We start from the raw sequence: 12,736 nt of genomic DNA on the forward strand, positions 1-12,736 counted from the left end.
GGGCCACTACCCGATGAAGCCGTTTCGGAGTTTTTCAGCCCGCCGCTTGAGCCGCTTCGGCCCATGGGGCATCAGCTTCTTGCAGCTCCACCGAGCAGACGCTGATCAGGTTACGAAGTTTTTCCGCAATCACTTGCGCGCGGTGCCAGCTCAAACCGTCGATGACGATTTCGATGGTCATCCAGTCGTCCTGGTGTTGCGCGTTGACCTGTTCCGGCGTGAGCAATTGCAAGGCGAACAGATTGAGGGCGCGACACAGCAGGTCCGGTTCAGCCTCGGCCGTCATTTGATAGCGAACCCGGCAATGGGCGTTGCCGACGTTCCAGACATCGGCGCGGGCAGGTGGGGTGTTCACGGCTTCGAGATACGGCATGGTCTGGCTCCAAAATCATTGGAGAAATGTTTACATCCTGTGCCGGGTATTTCTTCTCTATGATTGGCTGTATTGCAGAAATGAAGAATAAATCAATTCACTTGTTACTCGGTTAAGGGTTTTTTTATGCAAAGCGAACTGGACAGCTACGACCGCAAGATCCTCGCCTTGCTGCAAGAGGATGCTTCGCTTTCCAGCGCACAGATCGCCGAGCAGGTCGGCCTCTCGCAATCGCCGTGCTGGCGGCGGATTCAGCGGATGAAAGAGGAGGGCATCATTCGCGGCCAGGTGACTTTGCTCGACCGCAAGAAAATCGGACTGAACACACAGATCTTCGCGGAGGTGAAACTCAATGCCCACGGGCGTTCGAACTTCACCGAATTCACCGAGGCGATTCGCGGCTTTCCGGAGGTGCTGGAGTGTTACGTGCTGATGGGGGCGGTGGATTTCTTGCTGCGGATTGTCACGGCGGACATCGAGGCCTACGAGCGTTTCTTCTTCGAGAAACTGTCGATGGTGCCGGGGATTCAGGAGGTCAATTCGATCGTGGCGTTGTCGGAGATCAAGTCGACGACCAGTTTGCCGGTGGTGCGCTGATGATGCTTGAGGGCCTTTGTGGCGAGGGGGCAAGCCCCCTCGCCACAAGGTATTACAGGCGCAGCAACATCTTCCAGGCACGGTTCTGATACACCGCAATCGCCTGCTGCTTGCGGGCATCCAGGACTTCATCGGTGATCGATTCGTTGGCCAGTTGTGCCAGTTTGTTCAGCTCGCCGTACAGGCGATCCATTTCCGGGATCTCCAGCACGTTGCGCGCATGGTGCAGCCAGACCTGGATGCGTTCGATGCGCGGCAGTTGCTCGGCCAGGTCTTCTGGTTGTTGCTGGTAACGTTGCAGTTGCAACGAAGTGGCTTCTTCGCCCAGCAGGCGCGGCAACCAGCTGCCCAGTTGCGCAGCGCCCTGGCGATTGCCACGGGTGTTGCGGTCGGCGGCCCAGGTGCGGGCCAGCAGCCAGCGCGAGGTGGTCAGGGAGAACAGGCCCCAGCGCGGATCTTCGAGTTCTTCGAGGAACTGCTCGGGTGCGGCTTTGCGCACGTCTTCATCTTCCAGGCCGGCCTGGACCAGCGGGCGCCAGTCTTCCAGCAAGGCATCGAGGGCGATACGCAGATCGTGGGTCGACTGACGTGGTGCGGCCTGGCCCAGGCTGCTGATCAGCGCGCGCATTTCCGCGAGGCATTCGACCCAGTCCTGCAACAGGCGCCAGTGGCCGTTGAAGCGATACTGCTCGGCCAGACGCTGGCTGCTGCCCAGCAAGTGCCAGCTCAGCGCGGCGAACGCGTCGTCCAGCGGTGTTTCCGCCGTGATCTGCGGTGCCGGCAGGCTCAACGAATAGCTGTGGGCGTCGTACAGGCGATAACCGCGCTCGGCCTTGCTGATGTCGCAAGGCATCAGGGCCAGTTTCTCGGCCAGCTCGGCGGCCAGTTCCAGCAGGGCTGCCGGCTCGCCTTCGCGCAGTTCCAGTTCCAGCTCACAGATTTCTTCTTTCTGCTTGCCGACCACGACGTGACCCAGGTCCAGCGCGGCTTCGATGACCACTTTGGTCTTGCCGCGACCCCAGGCGATTTCCGCGCGTTCGCGGACGAAGTCGGTGGTGAAGATCGGCTTCAGGGTTTTCTTGTCGAGCTCGGCCAGCTCCTCGGGCCAACATTCGCCGTCGAGTTTCTTCAGGTCGAGCTTGGCCTTGGGCAGGGGCCAGTTGAATTCATTACGCTCGGACAAGCCGGCGATGCTCTGGCCACGGGTCTTGAGGGTCTGAATCACTTCTTCGCCATCCTTGCGCAGGCGCAGGGCGACTTTGGCCTGGGCCAGGTCGCGCTCGGGCGTGTCGAAGTACTGGTTCATCAACTCACGGCGTTCCCAGCCACTTTTGTTGCGTTTTTTCAGTAACGGGTGCTCGCGCAGGGCGGCGAGGGTTTCGCGGCTGACGCGGAGTTTGATTTCGGTTTCTTTCTGCATGGCCGGAAAATCCAGGATCGGGAGCGCAGCCGGGGGAATGTGTGGCTGCCAAGGTCGTGCAGTGTACAGGACTCAAGGTTAGTCCGCGTCGCGACGGTTTATTCCTGCCATCGGTTGGTTCTATGATGGACCTCAATTCGGGTGCCGGGAGTCAGCGATGCCATTGCCGTCGATGAAAGAACAATTCGCTGCTTTGATCGCCGCACCGTCGGTCAGTTGCACCCAGCCCAGTCTCGATCAAACCAACCGCCCGGTCATCGATCTGCTGGCGACCTGGCTCGGTGAGCTGGGTTTCACCTGCGAGATTCAGCAGGTCAGCCCCGGCAAGTTCAACCTGCTGGCCAGTTTCGGCTCCGGCCCCGGCGGCCTGGTGCTGGCCGGGCACAGCGACACCGTGCCGTTTGACGGCGCGCTGTGGCAAACCGACCCGCTGAAGCTGACTGAAGTCGACGGTCGCTGGATTGGCCTGGGCAGTTGCGACATGAAGGGTTTTTTCGCCCTGGCCATCGAGGCGGTCAAACCGCTGCTCGATCAGCCGTTCAAACAACCGTTGCTGATCCTCGCCACTTGCGATGAAGAAAGCTCGATGTCAGGCGCCCGCGCGCTGGCCGAAGCGGGGCGACCGCTGGGGCGGGCGGCGGTGATCGGCGAGCCGACCGGGCTCAAGCCGATCCGCATGCACAAAGGCATCATGATGGAGCGCATCGACATCCTCGGGCAGAGCGGTCATTCCTCCGACCCGCGCCTGGGCCACAGCGCCCTGGAGGCCATGCACGATGCCATCGGTGAACTGCGTGGCCTGCGTCTGTTGTGGCAGCGCGAGTTCCGCAATCCACAGTTTGGCGTGCCGATGCCAACGATGAATTTCGGCTGCATCCATGGCGGCGACAACCCCAACCGCATCTGCGGCCAGTGTTCGCTGGAATTCGATTTGCGGCCATTGCCCGGCATGGACCCCAAGGTCCTGCGTGCCGAGATCCTGCAGAAGCTCAAGCCGGTTGCCGAGCGGCATCAGGTCAAGATCGATTACGCACCGTTGTTCCCCGAAGTGCCTCCGTTCGAGCAGGCCGAGGACGCCGAGCTGGTGCGCCTTGCCGAAAAGCTCACCGGTCACAGCGCCGAAGCAGTGGCGTTCGGCACCGAAGCACCTTATCTTCAGCGCCTTGGCTGTGAAACGCTGGTGCTTGGCCCGGGTGATATCGCCTGCGCCCATCAGCCGGGGGAATACCTCGAAATGTCACGTTTGCAGCCTACGGTGCATCTATTAAGGCAACTGATCGAACACTATTGCCTGACACCCCTGTAGGAGCGAGCTTGCTCGCGATGGACGTTAACGATGACGAGGTCCGCCTGGATAAACGCGGTGCCCTCATATCCATCGCGAGCAAGCTCGCTCCTACAGGGTTTTGCAGTTAAATTGCCGATGTTCCAACCCGTATTCATGAGGAGAGCGCGCGTGTCGCCAAGCCTGTTCCGACGATAACCATCAGCCCGCTGTGCGTTTTCAGTTTCGCCCTTTTTTCGGCTGCTATTTATTACAGGCCCAGGTTCATGCCCGAATACGTCAATTGGCTTCGTCACGCTTCGCCTTACATCAACGCCCACCGCGATTGCACCTTTGTCGTCATGCTGCCCGGCGACGGCGTTGAACACCCGAACTTCGGCAATATCGTCCACGACCTGGTGCTGTTGCACAGCCTGGGTGTGCGTCTGGTGCTGGTTCACGGTTCCCGCCCGCAAATCGAAGCGCGCTTGGCAGCTCGTGGCCTGATCCCGCATTACCATCACGGCCTGCGCATCACCGATGCCGCGACCCTGGAGTGCGTGATCGACGCGGTTGGCCAGTTGCGCATTGCCATTGAGGCTCGCCTGTCGATGGACATGGCTTCGTCGCCGATGCAGGGCTCGCGCCTGCGGGTGGCCAGCGGCAACCTGGTGACTGCACGGCCGATCGGCGTGCTTGAAGGCGTCGACTATCACCATACTGGCGAAGTACGCCGGGTCGATCGCAAGGGCATCAACCGTCTGCTGGACGAGCGCTCCATCGTGCTGTTGTCGCCGCTGGGTTATTCGCCGACCGGGGAGATTTTCAACCTGGCGTGCGAAGACGTCGCCACCCGTGCGGCCATCGACCTGGGTGCGGACAAACTGCTGCTGTTCGGCGCCGACCTGGGCTTGATCGACGAACACGGGCGCCTGGTGCGTGAACTGCGTCCGCAGCAGGTGCCGGCGCATTTGCAACGGCTGGGCAGCAACTATCAGGCGGAATTGCTGGATGCCGCGGCCGAAGCTTGCCGTGGCGGCGTGGCCCGCAGCCATATCGTCAGCTACGCCGAAAACGGTGCGCTGCTGACCGAACTGTTCACCCGCGACGGTGGCGGCACCTTGGTGGCCCAGGAGCAGTTCGAAGTAGTGCGCGAAGCGGCCATTGAAGACGTCGGCGGTTTGCTGGATTTGATCAGCCCGCTGGAAGAGCAGGGCATCCTGGTGCGCCGTTCCCGCGAGGTGCTGGAGCGCGAGATCGAACAGTTCAGCGTGGTCGAGCGCGAAGGCATGATCATCGCCTGTGCGGCGCTGTATCAGATTGCCGATTCCGATGCGGGTGAGCTGGCGTGCCTGGCGGTGAACCCGGAGTATCGCCATGGCGGTCGCGGTGATGAGTTGCTGGAGCGCATCGAGACCCGCGCCCGGGCTCAGGGTTTGAAGACTTTATTCGTCCTTACCACCCGCACCGCTCACTGGTTCCGCGAGCGTGGTTTTGTGCCGAGCAGCGTTGACCGCCTGCCATCGGCGCGGGCGTCGCTGTACAACTATCAGCGTAATTCGAAGATCTTCGAAAAAGCCCTTTGATGTTGGAGCGGCAGAGGTTCCTGTGGCGAGGGGGCTTGTCGGAACGCCGCATCGCCCCGTTGGGCTGCGGAGCAGCCCCAAACCTGCCTGACCGAGCCGTATGATCTTGCGGCCGCTTCGCGACCGAACGGGGGCAAGCCCCCTCGCCACAAGGTTTTACATTCACTCCTGGACAAACTTCGCGCTGACATACGGCGAATAATCCGGCAGCACCGTCTCCACCTTCCCTTGCTCCTTCAAGAATTTCGCCGTCTCGCCAATGGCCTTGGCCGTGCCGCCATCCAGCAGTGCGGTGCTCTGTTGCGCCTTGGCATCCGGGAATGCGGAACCTGCTAGTAACTCCGGCACATCGGCGGCATTGGCACCGGTCAGTTTGGCGATTTTTTGCACAGGTTCCGAGTCGACCGTCCAGTTGGCTTTATTTGCTGCGTAATCAGCAAAGGCGTCGAGGGTGACCTTGGCGAATTTGGCCACGACCTCTGGGTGCTTCTCTGCGTAATCCTTGCGCGCCACCCAGACCTCAAAGGTGGGTGCACCCCATTGGCCTACCTGTGCAGCGTCGGTCAGGGTCTTGCCACTCTTGCGGATTTCCCCCAGGGCGGGCGACCAGACAAACGCGCCATCAATATCACCACGCTTCCAGGCTGCTGCGATTTCCGCGGGCTGCAGGTTCACGACTTTGACTTTCGAACTGTCCAGGCCCCAGTGCTTCAGCGCGCCAAGCAGGCTGTAGTGGGAGGTTGAAACGAAAGGCGTGGCGATGGTCTTTCCGATCAGATCTTGCGGTTTTTCGATGCCGCTGCCGTTGCGTACCACCAGCGCTTCGGCGGCATTGATCTGGGCCGAGACGATGAACGCGACAATCGGCAGGTTGCGCGAGGCGGCAGCGGCCAGCGGACTGGAGCCGAGATTGCCGATTTGCAGATCGCCGGAGGCAATCGCCGTGACCACTTCCGGGCCGCTGTTGAAGCGCCGCCAGTCGATTGGCTGGCCGATGGTTTTTTCATAAAGGCCATCGGCCTGGGGGACTTTGCTCGGGTCGATACCGGTTTGATAGCCGACGGTAAGGTTCGCCGCATGAGCGGTGAAAGAAAATGCGAACAATACACAAACTGTAACAATTGGTCCGGATAGTGCACGTTTTGACGTCATGGGGCCGCCTTTCGGTAAAAGATTTGTTTCCGAATTACGTCGAAAACTAATCGATCTAAAAAAGCGAAAATAAATACCGATTAGGAATTAGCTTATGAGCCAAACCTTCTATTCTGGGATGGTTAGGGAGTGGGGAGCTAAATTCCTAAACGGTATTAGAAAAGAATCGGGTAATTCTTTTCAGGTTCATGACGGATTCATGACCCTGCAGGGACCAAAAAACCGGGGATTAGACTATGGTCGTAGACACACATGGTTACGATTGACTTGTGGGTCACGCTCTGGCGCTAATCGCGCATCTTAGGATTTCGGGCATCGACTCGAGACCAGGAACACAAGAATTAGAATCGAGAGGAGCTACACAATGAACAAGTCCACCTTGGCTTTGGCCGTGACCGTGGGGGTTTTGGCGCAGCAGGCAGGCGCCGCAGGTTTCCTGGAAGACAGCAAGGCGTCCATCAGCTCTCGCACCATGTATTACGATGCCGATATGCGCGAAGGTGCGAGCACTCCTGCCAACCGTCAGCGCGAAACCGCTGAAGGTCTGAAGTTCGATTACCTGTCCGGTTTCACCCAAGGTACCGTAGGTTTTGGTATCGACGCCCAGGCGCTGGTGGGTATCCACCTGGATGGCGGCAAGGGGCATCACCCGACCGGTAACAGCAACTCATTCTTCCCTAGCGATGGCAATGAGGCGGCCGACGAGTGGAGCCGTTTGGATGGCAACGTCAAGGCGCGCTTCTCGAAGACTGAAGCCCACCTGGGTGGCGCTCTGGCACCTAACCTGCCGATCCTGATCGCGAACGACAGCCGTCTGCTGCCGCAGACCTTTGAAGGTGGCACCATCACCTCCAAAGAAATCGACAACGTGACCTTCAACTTTGGTCAACTGGAGCACGCGTCGGGTCGTGCTTCCTCGAACTCCACTGGCCTGTCTGTGGCTGGCGCCACTCAGGACAGCAACAAATTCCTTTACGGCGGTGCTGACTGGAAGGTCACCAAAGACCTCTTGCTGCAGTACTACTATGCGAACCTGGAAGACTTCTACAAGCAGAACTTCCTCGGTCTGGTGCACGTCTACCCGATCGCGGCCAATCAGTCGTTCAAGACCGATATCCGTTATTTCGATAGCAGCTCCGACGGCAAGAACGGCGATCCGGGTTTCCGTTTCAACAACAACAACGGTTTCGCCAAGACCCCGGGTGAGATCGATAACAAGACCTGGAGCGCCATGTTCACCTATACCCTGGGTGGCAACGCGTTCCTGATCGGGCATCAGCGTGTCAACGATGACGGCGGCTTCGTTTTCTTGAACCAGGGCAACCTTGTCGATGGCAACGGTAATCCTGAAGGTGCCGGCGGCGCGAGCTTCTACTCGTTTACCGATGCCACAGTTGGCAGCTTTATCCGTGCCGGTGAAAACACCACGTTCGGTCAGTACTCCTATGACTTCGCCTCCCTGGGTGTACCAGGCTTGAAAGCTTCGATTGCTTACTTGAATGGCCAGGACATCAAGGCTACCAACGGTATTGGTAAAGACCTGAGTGAGCACGAGACCGACGCGCGCATTGATTACGTGATTCAAACGGGTGCACTGAAAGGGTTTGGTACGACGCTGCGTCACGGTACCTACCGTGGCAACACCAGCACCCTTGATCAAGACCAGACCCGTCTGATCTTCAACTACACCTACAGCTTCATGTAATCGCCGTAAGAAAAAGCCCCGCTCGCTGGCGGGGTTTTTTTTGTCTGTTTTTTGTTATTCCATAAAGATCTTTTATGATTATTTATTATTCTTTTTAGTTTCTATCCATCCCGCTTAAAGTGCGCCTGTCCGACACTCATCCCTGAGCTCGGGTTTAGCAATTTCGCCCCTCGACAATAGATCAGGTTCAGGAACCGGCCTCACCGCCGATACCTCGGATCTGTCGTGGAAAGGCATATTCCCAGTTGATATTAAAAAGCATCAAAAAATTCTTTTTGGCTTTAAGGCCATGTATCCTGCGGCCCGCCAAATGACCGGCCTAGACGGTTTGCCGCGAATTTACGCATTCAGGATCCCGGGCAATCGATTCGGGACCAGGAACATCAGAATTAGAAACGAGAGGAGCGAAACATGAACAAGTCCACCTTGGCCATCGCTGTGGCCGTCGGGGTTTTGACCCAGCAGGCAAGCGCCGCGGGTTTTATCGAAGACAGCAAGGCAACATTGGGGCTGCGCAACTTCTACATCAACACCGATTACCGTGACGGCACTGGCCCGAACAAAAACGAAGAATGGGGCCAAGGCTTCGATCTGCGTTTCATCTCGGGTTACACCCAGGGCACCGTCGGCTTCGGTATCGATGCGATCGGCCTGTTGGGCGTCAAACTGGATTCCGGTGGCGGCACCAACGGCGCGAGCAACAACTCGTACGGCGGCACCGTGTTCCCGAGCAAGTCCAACGGCGAAGCGGTTGATGACTTCTCCAGCCTGGGTTTGACTGCCAAAGCCAAGATCTCCCAGACCGAGCTGAAGCTGGGTACCTTGCAGCCAAAGCTGCCGGTAATCGTGACCAACGACGGTCGTCTGTTGCCGCAAACCTGGCAGGGCGGCCAGATCGCCTCGAACGACATCAAGGACCTGACCTTGATCGGCGGTCAGATCGAGCAGGTAAAAGGTCGTAACTCGAGCAACAACGAACAGTTGTCTATCTCCGGCGCCAACAGCCGTTCCGCTGCAGGTCGCGACAGCAACAAATTCATTTATGCCGGCGGTGACTACAAGATCACCAAGGACCTGACTGCCCAGTACTACTACGGCAACCTGGAGGAGTTCTACAAGCAACACTTCCTGGGTCTGGTGCACAACTGGGCAATCGGCCCTGGCGTGTTGAAGTCTGACTTCCGTTACTTCAACAGTTCCGACGACGGTGCCAACGGTCACGATCCTCTGTACTTCACCACTGGCAACTACAGCGGTGCAGCCAACGGCAAGGGCAAGGTCGACAACAACCTGTACAGCGGCCTGTTCCTGTACACCGTTGCCGGTCACACCTTCGGTGGCGGTTACCAGGTCAGTAACGGCAACAGTGACTTCCCTTGGCTGAACCAGGGCGACGGTTCGTCGAACTACACCATCACTGATTCGCAAATCCAGAAGTTCGGCCGTGCGGGCGAGCGTACCTGGCTGGCACGCTATGCGTATGACTTCGCCAAGGTCGGCGTACCTGGCCTGACGGCGGGTCTGGTGTACCTGCACGGCGACAATATCGATACCGTTAACGCCAAGGGCCGCGAAGCGGCCAATGGTGCTTCCGAGTGGGAGCGCGATCTGAGCGTGGCTTACGTCGTTCAGGAAGGTCCGCTGAAAAACCTGGGCCTGGCGTGGAAAAACGCGACCTGGCGCACCGACCTGCCGAACACGCGTTCGCAGGACGAAAACCGCGTGATCCTCAGCTACTCGATCCCGCTGCTGTAATAGCGCTCGCGTAACCGAGACAAAAAAAGCCCCGCCTGGTATTGCACCGGGCGGGGCTTTTACATTTTCAAGACGGGTTCACCCCCGTAATCCCGCCTTGAACTTCCCTCTTTGCAGCAACTCAAGGCCTTCTCGAACCTTGGGGCGATGTTCGGCGGGTTGTGCGGGCACGTCCAGTGAACAGATATTTAATATTTCTTTATGATCTAAATAAATCGATATTTATTCTTTTTAATAGATAAAAAACACAGGCACAGTTGAGCCCATCAAGCACTCACAAGGAGCAGCACCATGGGTCTCAGACTTGGCGATATCGCCCCCGATTTCGAACAGAACTCCAGCGCCGGCATCATCCGTTTCCATCAGTGGCTGGGCGATAGCTGGGGCGTGCTGTTTTCCCATCCTGCGGATTTCACCCCGGTGTGCACTACCGAGCTGGGTTTCACCGCCAGGCTCAAGGATGAGTTCGCAGCGCGCGGCGTCAAGGCCATCGCTTTGTCGGTGGACCCGGTAGAGTCTCATCACAGGTGGATCGAGGACATCAACGAAACCCAGGCCACCGTGGTCAACTTTCCGATCCTGGATGACGCCGACCGCAAGGTCTCGGACCTCTACGACCTGATCCACCCCAACGCCAACGACACCCTGACCGTGCGCAGTCTGTTCGTGATCGACCCGAAGAAAAAGGTCCGGCTGACGATTACCTACCCGGCGAGCACCGGCCGCAACTTCAATGAAATCCTGCGGGTGATCGACTCGCTGCAACTCACCGACAACTACAAGGTGGCCACGCCGGCCAACTGGCAGGACGGTGATGAGGTGGTGATCGTGCCGTCGCTCAAGGATGAAGATGAAATCAAACAGCGCTTTCCCAAGGGCTATCGGGCGGTCAAGCCTTACCTGCGCCTGACGCCGCAGCCGAATCGGTAAGTCTTCAGCATTTTTGGCGCAGCTGCGGACCCCTGTGGGAGCGAGCTTGCTCGCGATGGCGGCGGATCAGGCGCAACGGAATTCAAGATGTGTACCCACAAAGCAGGGGATTTTCAGGCCGTTTCGACGGCCTGTTTTTTTGCCTGGAAGAAACCGGTTTTCATATTTCTTTAACGAATAACCAAATGAATAAATATGATTTATGGATATATAAATCAGCTGTTAAGGTCACTCTATCGAAGCGAGATCGCAAGCCGCGAATCGCCAACACCGTGCAAGGAATCGTCTGAATGTTGGTTGTCTCACTCGGTGGCAGTCCCAGTCAGCGCTCTCGTTCCGGGGTGCTGCTGGATCGCTCCCAGCGTTGGTTGCAAGGGCAGGGCGTGGAAGTGGTGAGTTATCAGGTGCGGGACTTCCCGGCCGAGGACTTGCTGCACGCACGCTTCGACAGCCCCAAGGTGATCGACCTGCTGCAACAGATTGAAAACGCCGATGGCCTGCTGATCGCCACACCGGTTTACAAGGCATCGTTTTCCGGAGCACTGAAAGTCGTGCTGGATCTGCTGCCCGAACGTGCCTTGAGCCACAAGGTGGTTTTGCCGATGGCCACTGGCGGCAGCATCGCTCACATGCTGGCGGTGGATTACGCGCTCAAGCCGGTGCTGTCGGCATTGAAGGCCCAGGAAATGCTGCAAGGGATTTTCGCCGTCGACAGCCAGATCGCCTACGGCGAAGGCAGCGCACTGGCGCAGTTGGCGCCGGAGCTGGAACAACGACTGAATGAATCGCTGGAGCTGTTTTTCAGCGCCATGGCGCGACGGCCCAAGCCGCTCGATCCGAACCTGTTGAATGATCGTTTGTTGAGTGCTCGCTGGAGCATTTGAGCCTCACCGAAAATTGAAGTACTGGCCTTACTCGCCCGCCAACGGGCAAGCAGGTGCAGCCAAAACCCAACTGCAAAAAGGAGAGCGCCATGCGCCCTGTCATTTTGCGTCGTGGCCTGGTCGCTCTGTTTGCTGCGGCTGTCACCTTCGGCGCCATTACTCAAGCTCAAGCCGAGACATTACGAATCGGCTATCAGAAATACGGCACCCTGGTGCTGCTCAAAGCCAAGGGCACCCTGGAAAAACGCCTCGCCGCCCAAGGCGTGGACGTGCAATGGACTGAATTCCCCGGCGGCCCGCAACTGCTCGAAGGCCTGAACGTCGGCTCCATCGACTTCGGCGTCACCGGTGAGACGCCGCCCGTGTTCGCTCAAGCGGCCGGTGCCGATTTGCTCTACGTCGCCTATGAACCGCCAGCGCCGCACAGTGAGGCGATCCTGGTGCCGAATGACTCGGCGATCAAGTCGGTGGCGGACCTCAAGGGCAAGAAAGTCGTGCTCAACAAGGGCTCCAACGTGCACTACCTGCTGGTGCGTGCGCTGGAAGACGCCGGCCTCAAGTACACCGACATCCAGACCGTATTCCTGCCGCCAGCCGATGCCCGCGCCGCGTTCGAGCGGGGCAGCGTCGACGCCTGGGTGATCTGGGACCCGTACCAGGCCGCCGCCGAACAACAGCTGCAAGCGCGCACCCTGCGTGATGGTCAGGGCATCGTCGACAACCATCAGTTCTACCTGGCGACCAAACCTTACGCGCAAAAAAACCCCGAGGTGATCAAGACCCTGGTGGAAGAAGTGCGCGCGGTGGGCGAGTGGTCCAAGGCTAATCCGCAAGAGGTGACCCAACAGGTTTCACCGCTGCTCGGCCTGCCAGCGGACATCACCCTGACCTCGGTGAAACGCCAGGGCTATGGCGCGCTGTTCCTCACCCCGGAAGTGGTCGCGGCGCAGCAGAAAATCGCCGACAGCTTCTACCAGCTCAAGCTGATTCCCAAGCAGTTGAGCATCAAAGACGTGATCTGGACGCCGCCGGCTGCCGTTGCCCAAAGCTCAGTAACCAAAGCCCAATAA

11 protein-coding genes are annotated in these 12,736 nt (G+C 58.6%); 8 read left to right on the forward strand and 3 right to left on the reverse strand.

From position 1 onward, the window contains the following. Positions 1-34 precede the first annotated feature (34 nt). Complete coding sequence (locus KGB07_RS09155) at positions 35-373, reverse strand: hypothetical protein (protein ID WP_046039082.1); 339 nt, start codon at positions 371-373, stop codon at positions 35-37. A 126-nt stretch (positions 374-499) separates the two neighbouring features. Between KGB07_RS09155 and KGB07_RS09160 the strand changes: the two genes are divergently transcribed. After that, a complete protein-coding gene (locus tag KGB07_RS09160; RefSeq protein WP_007993158.1) occupies positions 500-970 on the forward strand; it encodes an Lrp/AsnC family transcriptional regulator in 471 nt (156 codons plus the stop codon). Positions 971-1,022: 52 nt separating this feature from the next. Here KGB07_RS09160 and KGB07_RS09165 read toward each other — a convergent pair whose 3' ends face one another. After that, a complete protein-coding gene (locus KGB07_RS09165) occupies positions 1,023-2,390 on the reverse strand; it encodes an inorganic triphosphatase (protein ID WP_046039086.1) in 1,368 nt (455 codons plus the stop codon). A gap of 157 nt (positions 2,391-2,547) precedes the next feature. On the opposite strand from KGB07_RS09165, the gene argE reads away from it, so the two are divergent. Together argE and argA are read left to right on the forward strand one after the other, a co-directional pair. Beyond that, positions 2,548-3,696 carry an acetylornithine deacetylase gene (argE, locus tag KGB07_RS09170; RefSeq protein WP_046039088.1) on the forward strand — a complete coding sequence of 383 codons (1,149 nt, stop codon included), beginning with the start codon at positions 2,548-2,550 and terminating at the stop codon, positions 3,694-3,696. A 245-nt stretch (positions 3,697-3,941) separates the two neighbouring features. Further along, positions 3,942-5,240, forward strand: a complete 1,299-nt coding sequence (argA, locus tag KGB07_RS09175; RefSeq protein WP_046039090.1) for an amino-acid N-acetyltransferase — start codon at positions 3,942-3,944, stop codon at positions 5,238-5,240. A 162-nt stretch (positions 5,241-5,402) separates the two neighbouring features. Here argA and tauA read toward each other — a convergent pair whose 3' ends face one another. Beyond that, entirely contained in the window at positions 5,403-6,392 is a 990-nt protein-coding gene (tauA, locus tag KGB07_RS09180) for a taurine ABC transporter substrate-binding protein (RefSeq protein ID WP_046039092.1), read from the reverse strand. A gap of 364 nt (positions 6,393-6,756) precedes the next feature. Here tauA and KGB07_RS09185 point away from each other — a divergent pair, with 364 nt between their 5' ends. From KGB07_RS09185 to KGB07_RS09205, 5 genes are all read left to right on the forward strand, one after another. Next, entirely contained in the window at positions 6,757-8,097 is a 1,341-nt protein-coding gene (locus KGB07_RS09185) for an OprD family outer membrane porin (RefSeq protein ID WP_046039093.1), read from the forward strand. A gap of 411 nt (positions 8,098-8,508) precedes the next feature. Beyond that, positions 8,509-9,852, forward strand: a complete 1,344-nt coding sequence (locus KGB07_RS09190) for an OprD family porin (protein ID WP_046039095.1) — start codon at positions 8,509-8,511, stop codon at positions 9,850-9,852. Between the two features lie 291 nt (positions 9,853-10,143). Then, positions 10,144-10,782 (forward strand): peroxiredoxin, encoded by a 639-nt coding sequence (locus KGB07_RS09195; RefSeq protein WP_046039097.1) that lies wholly within the window; start codon positions 10,144-10,146, stop codon positions 10,780-10,782. Between the two features lie 290 nt (positions 10,783-11,072). Continuing rightward, complete coding sequence (gene ssuE / locus KGB07_RS09200) at positions 11,073-11,666, forward strand: NADPH-dependent FMN reductase (RefSeq protein WP_007993145.1); 594 nt, start codon at positions 11,073-11,075, stop codon at positions 11,664-11,666. A gap of 89 nt (positions 11,667-11,755) precedes the next feature. Then, the gene (locus tag KGB07_RS09205) at positions 11,756-12,736 is read left to right on the forward strand and encodes a sulfonate ABC transporter substrate-binding protein (RefSeq protein ID WP_046039101.1); all 981 of its coding nucleotides are present in this window, start codon (positions 11,756-11,758) and stop codon (positions 12,734-12,736) included.

This window comes from Pseudomonas sp. GL-RE-26, assembly GCF_019956275.1.
Taxonomy (GTDB): domain Bacteria; phylum Pseudomonadota; class Gammaproteobacteria; order Pseudomonadales; family Pseudomonadaceae; genus Aquipseudomonas; species Aquipseudomonas grandcourensis.